At 74.1% G+C, this 22,049-nt stretch carries 8 protein-coding genes; all 8 read left to right on the top strand.

Annotated elements, in window-relative coordinates:
- Nucleotide 1: 1 nt before the first annotated feature.
- The 8 genes from ACFYXA_RS28000 to ACFYXA_RS27965 are packed head-to-tail and all read left to right on the top strand — an operon-like array spanning nucleotide 2 to nucleotide 22,049.
- On the top strand, nucleotides 2-2,521 hold the full coding sequence (locus ACFYXA_RS28000; RefSeq protein WP_389037819.1) for a condensation domain-containing protein: 2,520 nt from the start codon (nucleotides 2-4) through the stop codon (nucleotides 2,519-2,521).
- Entirely contained in the window at nucleotides 2,518-7,011 is a 4,494-nt protein-coding gene (locus ACFYXA_RS27995) for an amino acid adenylation domain-containing protein (RefSeq protein WP_389037816.1), read from the top strand. Before ACFYXA_RS28000 ends, ACFYXA_RS27995 begins: the two co-directional genes overlap by 4 nt.
- On the top strand, nucleotides 7,008-8,801 hold the full coding sequence (locus ACFYXA_RS27990) for an ABC transporter ATP-binding protein (RefSeq protein WP_389037813.1): 1,794 nt from the start codon (nucleotides 7,008-7,010) through the stop codon (nucleotides 8,799-8,801). The genes ACFYXA_RS27995 and ACFYXA_RS27990 overlap by 4 nt, the downstream gene beginning before the upstream one ends.
- Nucleotides 8,801-10,642 carry an ABC transporter ATP-binding protein gene (locus ACFYXA_RS27985; protein WP_352245749.1) on the top strand — a complete coding sequence of 614 codons (1,842 nt, stop codon included), beginning with the start codon at nucleotides 8,801-8,803 and terminating at the stop codon, nucleotides 10,640-10,642. Before ACFYXA_RS27990 ends, ACFYXA_RS27985 begins: the two co-directional genes overlap by 1 nt.
- Nucleotides 10,626-12,173, top strand: coding sequence for a class I adenylate-forming enzyme family protein (locus tag ACFYXA_RS27980; protein ID WP_389037809.1), 1,548 nt, complete (start codon nucleotides 10,626-10,628; stop codon nucleotides 12,171-12,173). Before ACFYXA_RS27985 ends, ACFYXA_RS27980 begins: the two co-directional genes overlap by 17 nt.
- Entirely contained in the window at nucleotides 12,170-15,979 is a 3,810-nt protein-coding gene (locus ACFYXA_RS27975) for a condensation domain-containing protein (protein WP_389037806.1), read from the top strand. The genes ACFYXA_RS27980 and ACFYXA_RS27975 overlap by 4 nt, the downstream gene beginning before the upstream one ends.
- Nucleotides 15,976-18,540 (top strand): lantibiotic dehydratase, encoded by a 2,565-nt coding sequence (locus ACFYXA_RS27970; protein ID WP_389037803.1) that lies wholly within the window; start codon nucleotides 15,976-15,978, stop codon nucleotides 18,538-18,540. The genes ACFYXA_RS27975 and ACFYXA_RS27970 overlap by 4 nt, the downstream gene beginning before the upstream one ends.
- Nucleotides 18,531-22,049 (top strand): amino acid adenylation domain-containing protein, encoded by a 3,519-nt coding sequence (locus ACFYXA_RS27965; RefSeq protein WP_389037800.1) that lies wholly within the window; start codon nucleotides 18,531-18,533, stop codon nucleotides 22,047-22,049. Before ACFYXA_RS27970 ends, ACFYXA_RS27965 begins: the two co-directional genes overlap by 10 nt.

Genomic DNA, 22,049 nt, shown 5'->3' with positions numbered 1-22,049 from the left:
GATGAACCCGACGACGACCCCCGCGAACGTGCCGCAGGTCCCCGACGGGGCCACCGCCCCGGACCTGCCGTCCCCCGAGAGCATCCGGCTGATCGAGCGCCAGGTCGAGACAGCGCTGCTCGAACACCCCGACGTCCTCGACGCCGCCGTCGTCCTCCGCGGCGGCACGCTGGAGGACACCCCGCCCGAGACCTGCGTCCGCTGCGGCATGGACGGCCGCTACCCCGGCCTGGAACTGGACGCCGACAGCGGCGTGTGCGGCCTGTGCACGATGTACGAGCGGCACCGTGAGGAGATCCACGGCTACTTCGGGGACGTGGACGCCTTCACCGCCCGCATCCGGGAGCGCGCCCGGTCTGCCGGCTCCGACTACGACTGCCTGCTGCTCTTCAGCGGCGGCAAGGACAGCACCTATGTGCTCCACCAGCTCATACGCCTGGGTCTGCGGGTGATGACGTTCACCTTCGACAACGGGTTCATCTCCAAGACCGCCCTGGACAACGTCGAGAACATCACCGCGGCCCTGGGCATCGAACACGTCACCCGGACCCGCGCGGACCAGAACCGGGTCTTCGTCCAGAGCCTGAAGGAGCACAAGAGCGTCTGCAACGGCTGCTTCCGCTCGCTGCTCGACCTCGCCAACCAGATCGCCTACGAGCGCGGCATCCCCAGCATCGTCACCGGCCTCTCCCGCGGCCAGATCATCGACGAACGGCTGCTGTGGTTCTACCGCCAGGGCGACTTCGACGCCGAGCGCATCGAGAAGCAGCTGACCGTCGGACGGCAGATCTACCACCGGGTCGGCGACCGGACCGCCTCCGGCAGCGACCGCGCCGTCGACGAGGTGGAAGTCGTCGACTACTACCGCTACTCCGACGTCACCAAGGACGACATCAGGGCCCTGCTGGCCGAGACCGCGCAGCTGTGGAGCGCCCCCAAGGACACCGGGTTCTGCAGCTCCAACTGCATGATCAACGACGTCGGCGTGTACGTGCACAAGCTGGAGCGCGGCTTCCACAACTACGAGTCGCCCACCCGCTGGGAGGTGCGACTCGGCCACCTGGCGCGCGCCGAGGCCGACGCCGAACTGCGCACCCCCGTCAACATCCACCGCGTCAAGTCCATGCTCGCCCGCATCGGCTACACCGACCCTGCCGCCCGTGAAGCCCTGGGCGGCCGCCTGGCCGCCTACTACGTGCCCCGGGAGGGCACGAGCGCCGGCGAGAGCGAACTCCGGGCCGCTGCCGCCGCCCGTCTGCCGGAGTTCCTCCTCCCCGAACACTGGGTGCGGCTCGCGGAGATCCCGCGCTCGCGGGGCGTCGTCACCCGCAGGGAACTGCCGGACCCGCTCGACGGCACGGGCAAACGGCTCCAGCTGTCGGCGCACGGCAGCGCCGCCCGCGCCGAGGCCACCGACGCGAGCACCCCGGTGACCGCCGCCGAGCACGCCCTGCTGGAGTCCGGCCGGGCCGGGGCCAGGTCGCTGCTGCTCGACCTCGACCACCGTCCCGCGCTGACCGACGTGCGGCGCGCCGTCCTGGCCACCGTCCTGCACCACGACGCCCTCCGGTCCCGCTACGCGCGCCGCCCGGCGGACGGCCGGTGGCGCCGCACCGCCGCCGCCGCGGCCTCGGCCGTACCCGTCGCAGCGGTCGACCTCACCCGCCGCGCCGGCCAGGACGAGCCCGCCCTGCTGCGCGCGCTGGAGCGCCGCCTGCGCGCACGCCTCGACTCCACAGCCGGCCCCCTGGCCCAGGTGGTTCTCGTCGAACGAGGGGAGCGGCCCTCGCGGCTGCTGCTGGTGGTGCACGACCTGGCCGCCGACACGGCGTCGTGGGAGGTGCTCCTCCAGGACCTGGCCACGGCACTGACCCAGGTCCGCGCCGGAGCCCCCGTCAGCCTGCCGCCGGCCGCGGCTGCCGAGCGTCCTGACACACAGCCGGCCGCGTCCGAGGCCGACGTGCGCACCCCGCCGTCCGCCCCGGAGGGAGAGCCGGTCCGGCTCGACGCCGTCACTCTCTCCGCGGCGGACAGCCGCGCCCTGGCGACCGCACCCGGAGGGACCGTGCTCGCCGTGGCCGCCGCTCTCCACGAGGTGCTCGGCGCCGCGTCCGGCGGCACCGCCCTCACCCTGACCGTCACCGACCACACCGCGACGCACGGCCGGCCCGACCGCCTGGTCGGCGCGGCCACCGCCCCCCGGACCGTGACCCTGCCGGCCGGCGCCCCCGGCCCGGGCCGTCCGGCCGTCGGGCTGACCCACCTCGGGGACACCGCCGTCCCCGTGCCCGAGGACGCACCGTTCCGCGTCGCCGAGATCCCCGGCCTGAGCCCCGAGACGCCCCAGGCCGGCATGCGTCACCCGCTGGAGGTCGTCCTGTCCGAACGCGACGGGGCCCTGACCCTCCACTGGTGGAGCGCCGGAGCACCCCACCGGGAGCCGGCCGGAGACGGAACGCCGCAGCAGGTGGCCGACCGGCTGACGAGCCACGCCCAGAACCTCCAGGAGCACACCCCGTGACCCGACCCACGCCGGACCTGGAACGGCTGCGCCGGCTCTCGCCGGCGAAGTACGCCCTGCTGCTGCGCGCCCTGCGCGAGCGGGAGGCGCCCGCACCCGCCGCCACCGACCGCCCGCTGTCCTTCGCCCAGGAACGCCTGTGGTTCCTCGACCAGCTGACCCCCGGCAGCCCGGTCTACAACATGCCGTACGCCATCCGGCTCACCGGCGCCCTCGACGTCCCCGCCGTCGGCCGTGCCTTCGGCGCGGTCGCGCGGCGCCACGAGACGCTGCGCACCTCCTTCCCGGCCGTCGACGGCCGGCCCCGGCAGGTCGTCGCCGCGCCCGCCGACCTCGACGTTCCCGTCACCGACCTGCGCGGGCTCCCGGACGCCGAACGCGACACGGAGGCCGCCCGGCTGGCCGCCGAACACGCCACCGCCCCCTTCGACCTGGCCACCGGCCCCCTGCTGCGGGTCGCCCTGCTGCGGCTCGGCGACGAGGACTGGGTGGCCCTGCTCAACCTGCACCACATCGTCGGCGACGACTGGTCCATCGGCATCCTCGTCCGCGAGTTCTCCCTCGCCTACGCCTCCTTCACCACGGGCGGCGGCGACCCGCTGCCGCCGCTGCGCGCCCAGTACGCGGACCACGCCCGCCGCCAGCGCGAGCGCTACGGGAAGGAGGGCGCGCTCACCCGCGAACTCGACCACTGGAGCGAGGTGCTGGCAGGCGAGCTGCCCAGCCTGGAACTGCCCACCGACCGCCCCCGCCCGCCGGTGCAGACCCACTCCGGCGCGGTGCTCACCCGGGTGCTCCCCGCCGACCGCACCGACCGCCTCCGCGCCCTGGCCCGCCAGGAGGGCGCCACCCTCTTCATGACCCTGCTCGCCGCCTACGGGGTGCTCCTGCGGCGCTACAGCGGACGCCCCGACCTGGTCGTGGGCACCACCTCGGCCAGCCGGCACCGCCCCGAGACGGAGCCGCTGATCGGCTTCCTCATCAACACCCTCCCGCTGCGCCTGCGCGTCGACGGCGACACCCCGTTCCGCACCCTGCTCGCCGAAGTCCGTCGGCGCGTCCTGGACGCCTTCGCCCATCAGGAAGTGCCCTTCGAGAGGATCGTCGAGAAGGTCCAGCCCGACCGCGACCTCAGCCGTGCCCCGCTCTTCCAGACCATGCTCAACCTGCACAACGCCCGCACGGAGGACGCCGAACTGCCGGGCCTGCGGCTCTCCCGCTACGGCGAAGAGCGCCCCGCCAGCGCCATGTTCGACCTGTCCCTGGACGTCTCCGAGGCCGACGACGGCGGGCTGCGCTGCGACTGGGAGTACAACACCGACCTCTTCGACGCCGCGACGATCGACCGGCTGGCCCGCCACTACGAGCGGGTGCTCGCCGCCGTCACCGCCGACGCCGACCGGACCGTCGCCGACATCCCGCTGCTCTCCGACAGCGAACGCCACGCGCTGCTCACCGAGGCCAACGAGATCTCCGTCGCCGTGGAGCCGGACGAATGCGTCCACCGGCTCTTCGAGGAGCACGCCCGCCTGACCCCTGACGCGGTCGCCGTGGTCGACGGCGACCGGCGCACCACCTACGGCGAACTCGACCGCGGAGCCGAACTCGTCGCCCGCAGGCTGCGCGCCATGGGCGTGGGACCCGAAGTCCGCGTGGGCCTGTGCGGACCCCGCTCGGCCGACACCGTCGCCGCCCTGCTGGGCGTGCTCAAAGCGGGCGGCGCGTACGTACCGCTCGACCCGACCAACCCGGTGGACCGGCTCAACTTCGTCATCGCCGACGCGGAGGTGCGGGTCCTCCTCGTCAACCGGGCCATCGCCGAGGCGGTGCCCGGGCTCGGCGCGGACGTTCCCGTCGGCCTCTTCGACGAGTGGCTCGCCGCCGGCGAGGAGGGCCTGCCCGCCGCCGCGGGAGGGGACGAAGCGCCCGCGCCGGTCGCCTCGAACCTGGCCTTCATCGTCTACACCTCCGGTTCCACCGGCCGCGCCAAGGGCGGCATGATCACCCACGGCGCGCTGGTCAGCGCGTTCCACTCCTGGGAGCGCGTGTACGAACTCGGCACCGTCGTCAAGCGGCACCTCCAGGCCGCCAATCTCGCCTTCGACGTGTTCACCGGCGACCTGGTGCGCGCCCTGTGCTCCGGCGGCTCGCTGGTCCTGTGCAGCCGGGAGGTCCTGCTGGACCCGGCGAAGCTGTACGGGCTGCTCCAGCGTGAGCGGGTCGACTTCGCCGACCTGGTGCCGGTCGTGGTCCGCCTGCTGTCGGGTCATGTGGCCGAACAGGGCCGGCTGCTGGACAACTTCAAGGTGCTCGCCGTCGGCGCGGACATCTGGTTCATGAAGGACTACTGGGCGCTGCACGCCCTGTGCCCGCCCGGCACCCGCCTGGTCAACTCCTACGGCATCACCGAGTCGACCGTGGACAGCGGCCTGTTCGAGACCCCGATGCCCGGCCGCGGCCTCGAAGAGCCCGTCCCGATCGGCCGGCCCCTGCCCAACACCGAGTTCTACGTCCTCGACGACCGCCTCCGGCCCGTGCCCATCGGCGTCAACGGCACCCTCTACATCGGCGGGCTCGCGCTGGCACGGGGCTATGTGGGACGGCCGGGACTCACCGCCGAACGGTTCCTGCCGCACCCCTTCGCCAAGGAGCCCGGCGCCCGCATCTACAACACCGGCGACCTGGCCCGCGTCCTGCCCGGCGGGGACGTCGAGGTGCTCGGCCGGGTGGACCGGCAGATCAAGATCCGTGGCTTCCGCATCGAGCTGGAGGAGATCGAGGCCGTCCTCGGCAAGCACCCCGACGTCCAGGACGCGGCAGTCGTCGTCCGCCTCGACGAGCGCGGCGACAAGCGGCTGGCCGGCTACGCGGTACCGCGCCCGGGCCGCACCGCCGACCCCGAGGACCTCGTCGAGCACCTTCGCCGGCAGCTGCCGTACTACATGGTCCCCTCCACCTTGACCGTCCTGGAGCGGATGCCCCTCAACTCCAACGGCAAGCACGACCGCAAGGCGCTGCCCGCGCCCGCCGAGGCCGACGACGCGGCGGCCCGCACCGGCACCGCGTTGGTGGACCCGGTCGAACGCAGGATCGCCGAAGTCTGGCGCGACGTGCTCGGCGTGGAAGAGGTCACGGCCGAGGACGACTTCTTCGACCTCGGCGGACACTCCCTGCTGATCCCGCGGATCGCCTTCGAGCTCCGCCGCCGCTTCGACGCCGAGATCCCACTGGTCGAGCTCTTCGAGGCCACCACCGTCGGCGCGCAGGCCCGCCTGGTCGCCGGCGCCGGCCTGCGCACCGCCACGGCCGACGACGCGCCCGACCTCGCCGCCGTCCTCGACCCGGCGGTGGCGGTCCCCGACGGCGCGGCCCGCACGCCGGCCCACCCCCCGCGCAAGATCCTGCTGACCGGTGCCACCGGCTTCCTCGGCATCCACCTGCTCGACGCGCTGCTGCGCGAGACCGACGCCGTCGTGCACTGCCTGGTCCGGGACGACAGCGAGCAGGCGGCCCTCGCACGCCTTCGCCGGACCGCCGACGAGCACGCCGTCGAGCTCCGGCACGAGAGCCGCGTCGCGATCGTCCGCGGCGACCTCGGCTCCCCGCTGCTCGGACTGTCCGAGGGCGACTTCGACGCCCTCGCCGACGGCCTCGACGCGATCCACCACAGCGGCGCCCGCGTCAACTTCGTCCTGCCCTACCAGGCGCTCGCCGCGGTCAACGTGCGGGGCACCGAGGAGATCCTGCGGCTCGCCGCCCGGGCCGGCGGCGCCCACGTCCACCACGTCTCCACGGCGGCCGTGCCGGTGGCCGCGGCCGGACCCGACGAGCCGACCGCCGCCACCCTCCAGGGCGGATACAACCAGTCCAAGTGGGTCGCCGAACGGCTCGCGGTCCAGGCCCGGGAACGGGGCGTACCGGTCACCGTGCACCGGCCCGACTACGTCGCCGGGCACAGCGTGTCCGGCCGGGGCAACCCCAAGGACCTGATCTGGGCCATGATCAAGGGCAGTGTCCAGCTGGGCAGTTGCCCCGACGTGACGCTGCCGGTCCACATGGTCCCCGTCGACCTGGTCGTCCGCGCCATGGTGAGTGCCTCCCTGGCAGAGGGCGGCGGCGCGGACCGCGCCTACGACCTGGCCCACCCGCGACCGGTCGCCCTCGGTGAACTGTTCGGCTGGGTGCGCGACTTCGGTTACGACCTGCGCCTCCTTCCGTACGCGCAATGGCTCGCCGAACTCGTGGAGTCCACGCGGCGGTCGGCGGACAACGCCCTCCACCCCTTCGTCGGCGCGCTCAGCGGGGCCATGGACCAGGACCCGGGCGACGCCCCCGGCACGCCGACGGCGCAGAACGCCTACGAGGCGACGGCGGTGGCGTGTCCCCCCGTCGACGAGGCTCTGGTGCGCGCATACCTGGCGCACCTCGTGCACAGCGGCTTCCTGCCCGCGCCCACGCGCGGCGGGCAGCGGAACGAGGAGAACGAATGACCGCGCAGTCCCCTACGGACCGCGACTTCGCCCGGCCCCCGACCGACAGCGTGGGGCGCTGGCTCTGGTCCCACCTGTCCCGGTTCAAGGGACACATCGCCGCGCACCTGACGGCCAGCGTGCTCTGGCACCTGCTGTCGGCGGCGCTCCCGATCGCGATCGGCGTCGCGATCGACGAGGCGCTGGCCGGTGAGCCGGACATGGACCGGTTCACCGGCGTCATCCTGCTCATCCTGGCGCTGGTCGTGATCCGCGGCCTCGCCGGCTTCACCAGCACCTACTCGCTGGAGGCGTACGCCAGCGGCACCGAACGCGACGCCCGCGCCGGGCTCTTCTCCGCGCTGCTGCGCAAGGGCCAGTCGTTCTACGACCGGCGCCCCGTCGGAGACCTGTCCGCCCGGGTCACCGGCGACGCCGAAGCGCTCAACCTGATGCTGTCGCCCGGCGTCGACATGACCGTCGACATGCTGCTGAGCATCCTGGTCCCGGTCGTCACGATCGCCCTGATCGACCCCGAACTGCTGCTCTCGCCGGTCGTGTTCATCATCCTCTTCGTGCTGGTGCTGCTCGCTCACGGACGGCGGCTGGAGCCCGTCTCGGGCCAGGTGAGGGAGGCGTACGGAAACCTCGGCGCCCAGGTCTCCGAGACCCTCTCCGGCATCGAGACGGTGGCCGCCACCGGCAGCGCCGACAGCGCCCGGCGCGCTTTCAGCGACCTGGCCCGCGACTACCGCGACGCCACGGTCCGCCAGGCCGACGTGCAGTCCCTGTATCTGCCGCCGCTGCTGATCAACCTGGCCGTCGCGGGCGCTCTGCTGCACGGCGCGGTGCTCGTGCGTGAAGGCTCCCTGAGCATCGGCGACTTCATCGCCTACCTCGGCCTGATGGGCGCCCTGCGCGCCCCCACCCAGCTGGCCGCGTTCAGCATCGGGCTGCTCTACTACGGCATCGCGGGGGCCCGGCGCATCCTGGAGATCGTCAACGACCGTTCCGACGCCGACGACCGCGAGGGCGGTCACGCCGCGACCGTGGCGGGCGAGGTCCGTTTCGACTCGGTCACCTTCGCCTACGGCGACACCCCCGTCCTGCACGACGTCTCCTTCAGCGTCCCCGCGGGGGCGACGGTGGCGCTGGTGGGGCCGACCGGCAGCGGCAAGAGCACCCTGCTGCACCTGCTCAACCGCACCTACGTCGCCGACTCCGGGCGCGTCCTCGTCGACGGCGTGGACGTCGCCGACTGGGACCTGGAATCCCTGCGCGGCCAGATCGCCGTCATCGAACAGGACGTGGTCCTCTTCTCCTCCTCGATCGCCGACAACCTCGCCTTCGGCAGCGCTCCGGGCACCAGCCGCGCCGACCTGGAGCGGGCCGCCCGGGCCGCCCGCGCCCACGACTTCATCATGGAGACCCCGGACGGCTACGACACCCTCGTCGGTGAGCGGGGCGTCACCCTCTCCGGCGGTCAGCGGCAGCGGATCGCGATCGGGCGGGCCCTGCTGGCGGACCCGCGGATCCTGGTGCTCGACGACTCCACCAGCGCCGTCGACAGCGCCACCGAGCAGGAGATCCAGCAGGCGCTCCGGCGCGCTTCGGCCGGCCGCACCACCTTCCTGATCACCCCGAGGCTGTCCCGCATCCGCTCCGCGGACCACATCATCGTCCTCGACCGGGGCCGGATCGCCGGCCAGGGCCGTCACGAGGACCTCATCGACGGCTGCGAGCTCTACCACCGGATCTTCGCACCGTACCTGGCCACGGCCGCGGCCCAGTCCGCGGAAGGAGAGCGGTGATGGCGCCCATCCTTCAGGGGCTCAACCCGGAGAGCTACGACCGCGCCTACAGCGACGCCGAACTGCTGGGCCGCATACGCCCGTTGTTCACAGAGCGCCGCTGGGTGATCGTCCTGATCGCCGCGATGGTGCTCGGGACGGCAGCCGCGGGCGTGGCCCTGCCCATCGTGCTGTCGATGGTCGTCGACTCCGCGGACTCCGTGAACGAGAGCCTGACGCCGCTGGTGCTGGCGGCCGTCATCTCGGGCGTCGCCGCCTGGCTGTTCACCTTCGTGCAGCAGCGCGCGGTCGGTCGGCTCGTGGGCGACGTGGTGCTGCAGATGCGCGAGCGGGCCTTCCGTGCGGTGCTCCGACAGGACCAGGCGTTCTTCGACACCCACACCACAGGGTCGATCGCCAGCCGTGTCACCTCCGACACCCAGGCCTTCGCCACGCTGCTGACGCTGACCCTCAACGTCGTCGGCCAGATCCTCATGGTCGGGATCATGCTGCTGGCGCTGTTCGTCATCAACTCCGGACTCGCCGTGGTCACGGGCCTGGTCGCGCTCGTCATCGTCCGCGTCAGCCTCGTCTTCCGCCGGGTCTCGCGGCGGGCCTCGCAGCAGCAACAGCGCTCCATGGCACAGATCCACTCCTATGTGCAGGAGACGCTGCGCGGTATCGCCGTGGCCCGCAACTTCCGCAAGGAGAGCTCGACCTACGACGGCCTGGTCGACGTCAACCGGCGCTGGTTCCGGGCCACTCTGCGCATGAACCGCCTCTTCAGCGGCATCTTCCCGCTGCTGCTGACCCTCACGGGCCTCGGCACCGTCGCCGTGGCCTGGCTCGGCGGACGCAACGCCGCCGCGGGCGGGCTCAGCCCCGGCGAGTGGGCGCTGTTCTTCGAGGCGCTGACCATGTTCTGGTTTCCGCTGACCGCGATCGCCTCCTACTGGAGCCAGTTCCAGCAGGGACTGGCCGCCGCCGAGCGCATCTTCGCGCTGGTGGACCGAACCCCCGGCGTCGTCCAGAAGGCGGAGCCGGCCGTGCCGGAACTGAGCGGACGCATCGAGTTCCAGGGCGTGACCTTCGGCTACGGGGGCGGCGAACCGGTGCTCAAGGAATGCGACCTGCTCGTCCGGGCCGGCGAGACCGTCGCGCTGGTGGGCCACACCGGCGCCGGCAAGTCCAGCGTCGTACGGCTCATCGCGAGGGCCTACGAGTTCCAGTCCGGCCGGATCCTGGTGGACGGCCGGGACGTGCGGGAGCTGGACCTCGCGCAGTACCGCGCGCACCTCGGGATCGTCACGCAGACGCCGTACCTCTTCTCCGGCACCGTCGGGCAGAACATCGGCCACGGGCGCGAGGGCGCGGACGAGCGGGAGATCGAAGCGGCGGCCCGTTCGGTCGCCGGCGGCGACTGGGTCGACCTGCTGCCCGCAGGGCTCGACACCCCGACCACCGAAGGCGGACGCAACCTGTCCACCGGACAGCGCCAGCTGATCGCGCTGGCCCGGGTGGTGCTCCAGGACCCGGCGGTGTTCGTCCTGGACGAGGCGACCGCGAGCGTCGACCCGCTGACCGAAGCGCTGGTCCAGGAGGGCCTGGACACGCTGTCCGCCCACCGCACCACCATCGTGGTGGCGCACCGTCTGCCCACCGTGCGCAAGGCCGACCGGATCGTGGTCCTCGACCACGGCGTGGTCGTCGAACAGGGCGACCACGACACGCTGCTCGCGCGAGGAGGGGCCTACAAGGCGCTGTACGACGCCTACTTCCGCCACCAGGAGCCCGACTTCGACGCCGTGGACGCGGCCGGAGACACGGAACGACGGGAGGTGCTCGATGCCACGGCAGGCTGAACACCCGCACGACCGGCCCGACCTCTGGTCGCTGATCGAGGCCGGCGCACAGACCCGGCCGGCGCTGCCCGTCCTGCGGGACGCGCACACCGAGCACACCTTCGGCTCCCTGCACGACGCCGTGGCGAGCGGCGCGGCCGCACTGGCGCACGCCGGGGTCCGTCCGGGCTCCACGGTGGTGCTGCTCTTCGACAACACCGTGGAGTGCGCGGTCGCCTTCCTCGCCGCCGCACGGCTGGGCGCCCGTCTGGTCCCGGCCGAGCCGGGCTCCACTCCGGCCGCCCTGACCGCCCTGCGCGACAGCCTGGGCGCGGACACGGACGACGGATCGGACGGAGCCCTCCTCGTGGGCGCCGACTCCCGCCTCACCGCCCTGACGGAGACCGGCGCGTGGCCCGCGCACCGCACGGCGGGCGCCGCCGCGCGGGCCGGTTCGGGGGAGTGCCCGGCACCCGCCTCCGACGGCGAGCTGCCGTTCCTGCATCAGTACACCTCCGGATCGACCGGCGAGCCCAAGGCCGCCGTGCACACCCAGGCCAACCTGGTGCGCGGGGCACGCGTCTACGCGGACGTCCACGGCTACGGCGAACAGGACAGGGTGCTGCTCGCGGTGCCCCTGCTGCACTCCTTCGGCATGGTGTCCGGCCTGGTCACCTCGCTGCTCACCGGGGCCTGCCTCACCCTGCCGGGGCGGTTCGCGCCCGGCGCGCTGCTGCGCGAGCTGGCGGCCGTACGGGCCACCGTGCTCGTCGCCGCCCCGGTCGCCTACGACCTGCTGGCCCGCTCGGCCGCCGGCAGCCCCGCGGCGACGGAATCCGTCCGGCTCTGCCTGTCCTCGGGCGCGGCCCTCGCCCCGGCCACCGCACAGCGGTTCCACGCCGCGACCGGCCTGCGGATCCAGCAGGTCTACGGCTCCACCGAGGCCGGGATCATCGCCACCCAGCGCGCGGACGACCCGGCCGAGGACCGCGGCGTCGGCCATGTCGTCCCTGGCGTGCGGATCCGCCTGGTCGGCGAGGACGGCCGGCCGGCGCCGGCCGGGCGGCCCGGCTCCCTGCTGGTGCGCACGCCGGCCATGTTCGCCGGCTACCACCGGCAGCCCGAGGCCACCGAGGCGGCGTTCGCGGACGGCTGGTACGCGACCGGCGACGTCGCCCGCACCGACGAGGACGGCCGGCTGCACCTGGTCGGCCGCAAGGACTCCTTCATCAACGTCGGCGGCAAGAAGGTCAACCCGACCGAGGTGGAGGCCGTCGTGGCCGGCCACCCGCTGGTCGCCGAGGCGGCCGTCTGGGGCGAGGAACTGCCCGGCGGGGGAGAGCGGGTCAGGGCCACCGTCGTGGCCGCGGGCCCGCTCACCGCGGGCGAGCTGACCGCCTACTGCCGCGACCGCCTGCTGCCCCACCAGGTGCCCCTGGGCACCGAGTTCGTCGCGGCGCTGCCCCGGACCTCCTCCGGCAAGATCCGGCGCGCCGCCCTGCGCGACCCGCACCACCATCACGGAACACCGGCACGGGGGGACGACCGATGAACGGGACACTGGTACGACTGCTGCGCGAACGCGCCGGCGAACAGGAGACGGACACCGCCTACCGGTTCCTGGCCGACGGCGGCCCGCAGGAGATCACCTACGGCGGGCTGGAGAGCGGGGCCCGCGCCGTGGCCGCAAGCCTCCAAGAGGCGGGCGCCGCGCCCGGTGAGCGCGTCCTGCTGCTCTACCCGCCCGGCCTCGACTACATCACGGCGTTCTTCGGCTGCCTGTTCGCCGGTGCCGTGCCCGTCCCCGCCTACCCGCCCGGCTCCGCGCGCACCGTCGGCCGGCTGGCCGCCGTCGCCCTGGACAGCGGCGCCGCGCTCGCCCTGACCACCGCCGACGTCGTCCCCGTACTGGAACAGGGCGCGTCCGGCACCCCGTTGGCGGCCCTGCGGACCGTGGCCACCGACGCCCTCGATCCCGCGCTCGCGGCCCGTTGGCGAGCCCACGACCCCGCGCCCGGCGCCACCGCCTTCCTCCAGTACACCTCCGGGTCGACGGCCGCCCCCAAGGGCGTGATCGTCACCCACGCGAACCTCATGCACAACGTGGACATGATCAGCCGGGCGTTCGGGGTCACCGCGGCATCCCGCGCCGTGGTGTGGCTGCCGCCGTACCACGACATGGGTCTGATCGGCGGCATCCTCACCCCGCTGTACGGCGGCTTCCCGGTCACCCTGATGTCGCCGATGAACTTCCTGCGCCGCCCCCTGCAATGGCTGCGGGCCGTCTCCGACGAGCGGGCCGACGTCAGCGGCGGCCCGAACTTCGCCTACGAGATGTGCGCGCGCGCCGTCACCGACGCCGACCGCGAGGGGCTCGACCTCAGCTCCTGGAAGGTCGCGTTCAACGGTGCCGAACCCATCCGCCCGGAGACCCTCGACGCGTTCACCGAGGCGTTCGGCGACTGCGGATTCCGGCGCGACAGCTTCCTGCCCTGCTACGGACTGGCCGAGGCCACCCTCTTCGTCACCGGGACCGCCGCCCACCGGGAACCCGCACTGCGCGCCGTGGACCCCGCCGCCCTCCAGGCCGGCCGCGCCGACGCACCCGCCCCCGGCGCCGTCGCGCGCACCCTGGCCGGCAGCGGGCGGGCCTTCGCCGGGCAGGACGTGCGCATCGTCTCGCCCGAGACCCTGCGCACCCTTCCCGACACGGTGGTCGGCGAGATCTGGGTGCGCGGCCTCAGCGTCACCGCCGGATACTTCGGCGACCCGGAGCGGACAGCGCAGTCCTTCGGCGCCGCCCCCGCCGACGAGGAGAGCGCGAGCGGCTACCTGCGCACCGGCGACCTCGGCTTCCTCGACGACGGCGAGCTGTACGTCACCGGCCGCCGCAAGGACCTGATCATCATCCGGGGCCGCAACTTCTACCCCACGGACATCGAACGCGCCGCCGACCACAGCCACCCCGGACTGCGCAAGGGCTGCGGCGCCGCCTTCTCGGTCGAGCACGACGGGGAGCAGGCCCTGGTCCTGGTCCAGGAGGTGGACGGGCGGGCCGTGCGCGGACTCGACGGGGAGCAGGCCGTGGCCGCGGTCCGCGCCGCGGTCGCCGAGCAGTGCGGCGTCGCCCTGCACGACGTGGTCCTGGTCAGACCCGGCAGCATTCCCAAGACCACCAGCGGCAAGATCCAGCGCCGGCTGTCCCGCACGCGTTACATGGCGGGAGAGTTCGAACCGCTGTGGAGCGCGGCCTCCCACACCGTCGACGCGGCGGACCCGGGCGAGCCCGTCGGCGACCGGGCCGCCTTCGCCGCCCTGGACCCGGCCGGGCGGACGCGGTTCCTGCGCGCCCTGCTGGCCGCCCGCGTCGCACGCTCGGCCGGCGTCGCGGCCGACTCCGTCGACCAGGACCAGCCGCTGGCCGCCGCCGGCCTCGACTCACTGGACGCCGTGCGTCTGGCCAACGCGCTCCGGGACGAACTCGGCGTCACCCTGCCGCTGAGCGGACTGCTCGGCGGCGCCACCCTCGCGGAGGCAGCCGAAGCCGCAGTCCTCGACGAAGACCCCCGGGACGCGGACGCCGCCGGCGCGCCGCTCGGCCCACGGGCCGCGCTGACCGCGCTCTCACCCGGCCAGCACGCCGTTTGGCAGGCACACCAGGAGGACCCGGGCGGGGCCGCCTACACGATCGCGATCCCGTTCCGGCTGCACGGCGCGCTCGACGCGGACGCACTGCGGACGGCCCTGTCCCGGCTCGCCGCGCGCCACGCCGTGCTGCGCACCGCCTACCGCGCCCGGGCGGGCGACCCGATGCCGGTCACCGCCGACACCGCCGACGTCCCCCTCACCCTGGCCGACGCCCGCACCTGGGACGAGCAACAGGTCCGCGAGCGCCTCACCGAGGCTGTCCACGAGCCCTTCGACCTCGAACGCGGCCCCGTGCTGCGCGCGCTGCTCCTGACCCGGCCCGGCGACGTCCACCTGGTCCTGCTGACCCTGCATCACATCGCCGGCGACCTGTGGTCCGCGATGCTGCTGACCGACGAACTCGGCCGGCTCTACCGGGAGGAGGCCGGGCGGGCGCCCGAGGACCGCGGCACCCCGGCGGCCCCCGGCGAACCCGCCGGCACCGCCCACGGCTACGCCGACCACGTCGCCCACCGGGCCGCGCTGCTCGCCGGCCCCGAGGGGGAGCGACTGCGCGCCTACTGGCAACAGCGGCTCGCAGGAACGGACGGCGTCCTGGAACTCCCGACGGACGGCCCCCGCCCGGCGGTCGCCGACCACCGGGCCGGACGCCGGGCCTTCACCCTCGCACCCGGGTTCACCGACCGGCTCAGGACGTTCGCCGCGCAGCGCGGCATCACCCTGTACAGCCTGCTGCTCACCGCCTTCCACCTCACCCTGCACCACGCCGGCGGCCAGGACGACATCGTCGTCGGCTCCCCGGCCGCCAACCGCGGCCGCCGCGCCGACGAGGACGTCGTCGGCTACTTCGTGAACCCACTGCCCGTCCGGGCCGTCTTCCGCCCCGACGACACCCCGGCCACCGTGCTGGCCCGGCTGCACGCCGATGTCGTCCGCGACCTCGACCACCAGGCGTACCCGCTTCCGCTGATCCTGGAACACCTCCGTCCGCGCCGCGTGCCCGGCCGCAGCCCGCTCTTCCAGGCCGCCTTCCTCTTCCAGAAGCCGCACACCGGGCAGGCCGCCGCGCCGTTCGTCCTCGGCGGCGGCTCCGGCCCCGTCGCCTGGGGAGGCATGGAAGCCGCCCCCCTGGCCGTCGAACAGCACACCGCGCCCTACGAGCTGACGCTCACCCTGGTGGACACCGGGGCCGGGCTGGACGGCTCGCTGCACTACAGCACCGACGTCTACGCCGGCAGCACGGCCGAGCGTCTCGCCGCACACTTCCGGCAGACCCTCGCCGACGTCCTGGACCGCCCTGACACCCCCGTCGCCGACCTGTGCCCGTCGGACCTGCTGGCCCGGCGCACCGCGGCCCGGGCCGTCGGCACCGCGGCCGGGGACGAAGGCCACACGCCGCCCCGCACCGACACCGAACGCGTTCTGGCCGCGCTCTGGGAGGACCTGCTCGGCGTCGAACCCGTCGGCGCCCACGACGACTTCTTCGACCTCGGCGGGCACTCCCTGCTCGCCGCCCAGATCATCAGCGCCGTGCGCGACGCGTTCGGCGTCGAGGTGCCCGTCCGGGCCGTCATGCAGTCCCGCACCCTCGCCGAGAGCGCCGCGTTCGTCGACGCCCTGGTCTGGGCCCGCGAGAGCGCCCCCGGCCGGAACACCGCCGTCACCGCGGCCGCGGCCGGCCAGGCCGCACGAGAGGAGGGCGAGCTGTGAGCGCGAGCACCGGCCCCGGCGGCCACCTGCTGCCGCTGCCCGGCGGCGACTGGAACGTCTGGCGCCTGCTGGGCGTCCGGGGAGCCGGCTTCCCCGCCGCACGCGTCCTGCGCCTCGCCGCACCGGGCGCGGCGGCCGCCGCGGACCGCCTCGCCCTCGCCCGCGGGCGGGCCGCCGACCGGCGCGAGGAAGCCCTCGCCGCGCTGCGCGCCGAACTGGACGCCCTGCGCGAGAGCGGACAGTGGGAGGACCTCTCCCGCCGCCGGCCCCTGCTGCGGGCCATCTCCCACCTCAACAAAGGCCGGCTGCCCGCCCCGGACCCCGCCCGTCCGCAGTACGCGGCCCTCGCCGAAGCCGAAGAGCAGGCCACCGCCGAACTCGCCGCCGCCCGCGCCGCGTTCGACGCCGACCTCGGACGGCTCTCCGAGGCGCTGCAGGAGGCCGCCGCGGACCCGCTCTTCCAGGAGGCCGTCATCTGGCAGAACCGGGCGGCGTACACCACCGGCATCAGCCGGCTGGCCCGCCCCGGCGGCGAGCGCCGCAACTCCCGCCGCCGCGAACACGAGGCGCTGGCCGCCGGCTACCTTCAGCGGTACTGCGTCAAGAACGACTCCATCGGCTTCTTCGGCCCCATCGGCTGGGGCGCCTTCGTCGAGGACGGCGCACCGCTGGCCGTGCGCACCGAGACGGAGCAGCTCGCCGCCCGTGAGGTGTACTTCGAACAGTGGTGCCTGGACGCCTTCGCCCGGTCCCTGGGCTCCGAGCCGTCCCTGCGCCGCTGGGTCGCCCCTCGCCGGCTGCCCGCCGTACGCCTGGAGGGCCGGGTGCTGCACCGGCCCGCAGGACCGGTCACCCTGCCCGAGACCCAGGTCGCCACCCTGGGCGCCGTCCTGGAACTGTGCGACGGCACCCGCACCGCCCTCGAGGTCGGCGCCATGGCAGCCCGTCTGCTGCCCGGGCTGAACGGCGGTGAGGAGCAGATGACGGGCCTGCTCACCTCGATGTGCGACAGCGGCCTGATCGCCTGGGACCTGGAACTGCCCCTCCAGCCCCAACCCGAGCACGCCCTGCGCCGCCAGCTCGACAGGATCGGCGACGCCCGACTGCGCGAGTCCGCGCTGTCCCGTCTCGACCTGCTCGTCCAGGCCCGGGCGGGCGTCCAGGGCGCCGCGGGCAAGCCCGCCGAACTCGAACGGGCCCTGGAGCACCTGGAGTCCACCTTCACCGAACTCACCGGCAAGCCCGCCACCCGTGCCCGCGGGGAGACCTACGGCGCCCGCACCCTCGTCTACGAGGACACCCGCCGCGCCGGGACGGTCGAGCTCGGGTCCCGGCTGCGTGCCGAACTCGGGCCCCCGCTCAGCCTGATGCTCGACTCCGCCCGCTGGCTGACCCACACCGTCGCCGCCGGCTACCGAGCCGTGTTCGACCGGCTGCACCGCGACCTGGCCGCGGACGGAGCGGAGGTGCGCTTCACCGACTTCTGGCAGGCCGTCCAGCCGCTGCTGCTCGGCCAGGTGCAGCAGCCCATCGAGTCGGCCGTCGCCGAACTCCAGCGCCGCTGGGCGCAGGTGCTCGGCCCCTTCGACGGATCCCGGCGCGTCACCCGCACCACGGCGGAGCTGCGCGAGGCGGTCGCCGAGCGGTTCGCCGCCCCCGACGGCGGGTGGCCCGCCGCCCGCCACCAGTGCCCCGACGTCATGCTCGCCGCCGAAAGCCCCGAAGCCGTCGAACGCGGCGACTACCAGCTGGTCCTGGGCGAACTCCACGCGGGCGCCAACACCCTGCGCAACCTGCTCTTCGTCAACCAGCACCCGCGGCCCGAGGAGCTGCTGGCCGCCGTCGCCGCCGACATCCCCGAGGCCCGGGTCGTCCCCGTGCTGCCGAAGTACTGGCTCTACTCGACCCGTTTCGTGCCGCTGCTCACCTCCGGCAAGGACCACCGGCTGCTGCTCAGCGACGAGTCGTCCTGGTACACCGCCGACGACCGGGCGCTGCCCGTCGGCTCCCTCGTCGTGGAGCGGACCGCCGAAGGGGCCGTCGTCGCCCGTGACGTGGACCGCGGGACCGTCTTCGACATGGTCGACCTGCTCGCCGAGGCGCTCAGCTTCAAGGTCGTCAGCCGCTTCCAGCCGATGGCCCCGCTCGCCCACACCCCCCGCATCACCGTCGACAAGCTGGTGATCAGCCGCGAGACCTGGCGCTTCCACGCCGCCGAACTGCCTTTCGGCGACGTCGAGGACGAGCTGGAACAGTTCACCGCCGTCCGCCGGTGGGCGAGCGGCCACGGCATGCCGAGGTTCGTCTTCGTCAAGGCCGTCCACGAGACCAAGCCGTTCTACGTCGACTTCGACAGCCCGGTGTTCACCAGGGCGTTCGCCCACGCCGTCCGGGCCGCTCCGACCCCCGCCCCCGGCGCCCGACCCGCCTTCACGGTGAGCGAGATGCTCCCCACGGCTGAGCAGACCTGGCTGACGGACCACCAGGGCAACCGATTCACCAGCGAGTTCCGCATCGTCGCGGTCGACTCCCAGCGAAGGGAACCCACGAAGTGTCAGTGACCGACCTGATGGCACGCCTGCGGACGCTCGACATCCGGCTGTGGACCGAGGACGGCCGGCTCCGCTACAGCGCGCCCGACGGAGCCCTCACCCCCGAGCTGCGCGCCGAGTTGCGTGCCGCCAGGGACGAACTGGTCGCCCTGCTCGGCGCCCGCCCCGCCCAGACTCCCGTCACCCGCCGCCCGGCCGCGGGCCCGGCCCCCCTCTCGGCCGCCCAGCGACGGCTGTGGCTCCTGGACCGGATGGACCCCGGCAACGCCGCCTACGGCATGCACGCCGCGGTCCGGCTGCGGGGCGGCCTCGACGTGGACGTCCTGCGCCGCTGCGTGCGGGAGATCACCGACCGGCACGAGGTGCTGCGCACCACCTTCCACGACGTCGAGGGCCGCCCCGAGCAACGTGTCGCCGACTCCCTGGAGATCCCGCTCGAACTGCGCGACCTGCGGCGGCTGCCGCGACAGGAGCGTGCCGAGGAGGTCGCCCGTGCCGGGGCCGAGGAAGCCCGGCGCGGGTTCGACCTGGCGGCCGGCCCGCTGCTGCGCACTGTGCTGCTGCGGTCCGCCGACGACGAGCACGTCCTGCTCCTGACGATGCATCACATCGTTTCGGACGGCTGGTCGGTGTCCGTACTGATCAATGAACTGGTCACGCTCTACACCGCGTTCAGCCGGGGCGAGGCCTCACCGCTGCCACCCCTCGCGGTCCAGTACGCCGACTACGCGGCCTGGCAGGCCGAATGGCTCGCAGGTGACGGCCCCGCCGGTCAGCTCGCCCACTGGCGCGAGCGCCTCCACGACGCTCCGACCGACCTCGCGCTCCCGCTGGACCGGCCACGCCCCGCTGTGCAGACCTTCCGCGCCATGAGCACCGAGGGACGGCTCGCCCCGGAGGTCACCGCCGCCCTCAGGCGGATCGGCCAGGAGGAGGGCGCCACCCTCTTCATGACGATGCTCACCGCGTTCAACGCGCTCATGGCCCGCCACAGCGGACAGGACGACCTGGTCGTCGGCATCCCCGAGTCGGGCCGCAACCGCTCGGAGACCGAGCCGCTGATCGGCTGCTTCGTCAACACCCTCGCCCTGCGCACCGACCTCTCCGGCGATCCGGACTTCCGCACCGCCCTGCGCCGGGTCCGCGACACCGCCCTGGACGCCTACGCGCACAGCGAGATCCCCTTCGAGCAGATCCTCACCGAGCTGAAGACCGAGCGCCGGCTGGACCGCACCCCGGTCTTCCAGGTGTTCTTCAACATGGTCCCGTTCTCACCGGAGACCCTTCGACTTCCCGGCCTGGAAGCGGAGATCGTCTCCGTGCCGGAGACCGGGGCCAAGTTCGACCTGACCCTGTACGTCAGCGCCGACGGCGGCACGCTCACGCTCGTCCACAACGCCGACCTGTTCGACGCGGCGCGCGCGGCGGAGCTGATGGAGCAGTACCGGGCGCTGCTCGCCGCGGTCGCCGCGGACGCCGACCTGCCGCTCGCCCGGTACTCGCTGGTGACCGCCGGGGCCCGGGAGCTGCTGCCGGACCCGCGCTCGCCCCTGCCCGCCGTGTGGGACGGGCCGGTGCACGAGGCGTTCGCGCGGCGTGCCACCGAGACCCCGGACGCCCTCGCGGTCCGCGACCCCGGGGAAGCGCTGACGTACGGCGAACTCGCCGCCCGCGCCCGCGAGATCACCGCACGCGTTGAGGAGAGTGGACTGGGCGACGGCGACCTGGTGGCCGTGCACGGCCCGCGCGGGGCCGCAATGGTGGCCGCCCTGCTGGGCGTGCTCGGCGCCGGGGCCGGCTTCGTGGTCCTCGACCCCGCCGAGCCCGCCGTCCGCCTCGCCGAGCAGATCCGCACCGCGGGCGTACGCGGCTGGATCGCCGTGAGCGCGCCGGGCGACGCCCCGCACGAGCCGGCCCCCGAACTGGAGGCCGCGCTGACCGACACGGCCGTGGTCCGCCTCTCCGCGGCCCCGGGAACCGGCTCCGCCGCGGCCGCGCGAGCGGGGCGGGGGACCGGCACGGTGTGCGGCCCGGACACCGTCGCCTACGCCGCGTTCACCTCCGGCTCCACCGGCCGCCCCAAGGCAGTGCTCGGCGGACACGGCCCGCTGGCCCACTTCGTCTCCTGGTACGCCCGCGACTACGGTCTGACCGCCGGGGACCGGTTCGCGCTGCTGTCCGCCCCCGGCCACGACCCCATGCTGCGGGACGTGTTCACCCCGCTCGCGCTCGGAGCGGCCCTGTACGTCCCCGACCACGCCTCCCTCAAGCCCGGCGAACTCGCGGCCTGGCTGGACGAGCAGCGGATCACCGTCGCCAACCTCACCCCCGCCACCCTGGACTTCATGCTGTCGGGCGCCGAAGCGGTGCGCAACGCGAGCCTGCGGCTGCTGTTCTTCAGCGGCGACCGGCTGCTGGGCGGCCACATCGAGCGGGCCCGCTCCTACGCCCCCGACGTGCGGTGCGTGAACTTCTACGGCGCGACGGAGACCCCGCAGGCGGTGAGCGCCTACGAGGTCCCGGCCCCCGGGTCCCTGGTCCACGCATCTCCCGGCGTCCCGTCCGACGCGCACCCGGGCCTCCCGGCCGAGATCCCGCTGGGCGCCGGCACAGAGGGCGCCCAGCTGGTGCTGCGCAACCGGGCCGGCCTGCAGACCGGCGTGGGCGAGCTCGGCGAGATCCATGTGCGCTCCCCGTACCTGGCCCTGGGGTACGCGGGATCTCCCGAAGCGACCGCCGAGCGCTTCGTGCCGGCGGGACCCGGCGGCGAGCGCGCGTACCGCACCGGCGACCTCGGGCGCTACCGGCCGGACGGCAGCGTCCAGTTCGTGGGCCGTGCCGACCGGCAGGTGCAGATCCGCGGCTTCCGCGTCGAGCCCGGCGAGACGGAGGCTGCCCTGCGGTCCCACCCGGGGGTCGCCGACGCCGTCGTCACGGCGGCGTCCGACGGCACGGGAGTGCGCCTGGCCGCCCATGTGACGCCGGCCGCCGGAACGTCCGTCGCCGGTCTCGATCCACGCGAGCTGCGCGGCCACCTCCGCGGCCTGCTGCCCGACTACATGGTCCCCACGGCCTGGTCGGTGCTGCCGGAACTGCCGAGGCTGGCGAACGGCAAGCCCGACCTGCGGTCGCTGCCCGAGGCGGTCCCGCCGGGCGCCACCGAGGAGTACGTCGCGCCCAGCGGCGCCACCGAGGAGGCACTGGCCCAGATCTGGGCCGAGGTCCTCCAGGTCCCACGGGTCGGCGCCAGGGACGACTTCTTCGAGCTCGGCGGGCACTCCCTGCTCGCCACGGTGATCACTCACCGCATCCGCGAGCAGTTCGGAGCAGAGATCGCCATCCGCTCCCTCTTCGAGGCGCCGACCGTGGCGGACCTCGCCCGCCGCCTCGAGGAGCCCGGCGCCCTGGCGGCCGCGCCGGACGGGCCCGGCATCCGGGCGGTGCGGCGCGCGCCCGCCACGGCGGGGCTGGACGATCTGCTCGCCCGGCTCGGCGACATCAGCGGCGGCGCGCAGTGA

Source organism: Streptomyces sp. NPDC002566 (assembly GCF_042889585.1).
GTDB lineage: Bacteria > Actinomycetota > Actinomycetes > Streptomycetales > Streptomycetaceae > Streptomyces.
This window is presented reverse-complemented; position numbering and strand designations above follow the sequence as displayed.

What these genes read in the sequence shown, in the direction of transcription:
- ACFYXA_RS28000 (WP_389037819.1), top strand. Translation starts at nt 2, where the DNA reads ATGAACCCGACGACGACCCCCGCGAACGTGCCGCAGGTCCCCGACGGG.
- ACFYXA_RS27990 (WP_389037813.1), top strand. Translation starts at nt 7,008, where the DNA reads ATGACCGCGCAGTCCCCTACGGACCGCGACTTCGCCCGGCCCCCGACC.
- ACFYXA_RS27985 (WP_352245749.1), top strand. Translation starts at nt 8,801, where the DNA reads ATGGCGCCCATCCTTCAGGGGCTCAACCCGGAGAGCTACGACCGCGCC.
- ACFYXA_RS27980 (WP_389037809.1), top strand. Translation starts at nt 10,626, where the DNA reads ATGCCACGGCAGGCTGAACACCCGCACGACCGGCCCGACCTCTGGTCG.
- ACFYXA_RS27975 (WP_389037806.1), top strand. Translation starts at nt 12,170, where the DNA reads ATGAACGGGACACTGGTACGACTGCTGCGCGAACGCGCCGGCGAACAG.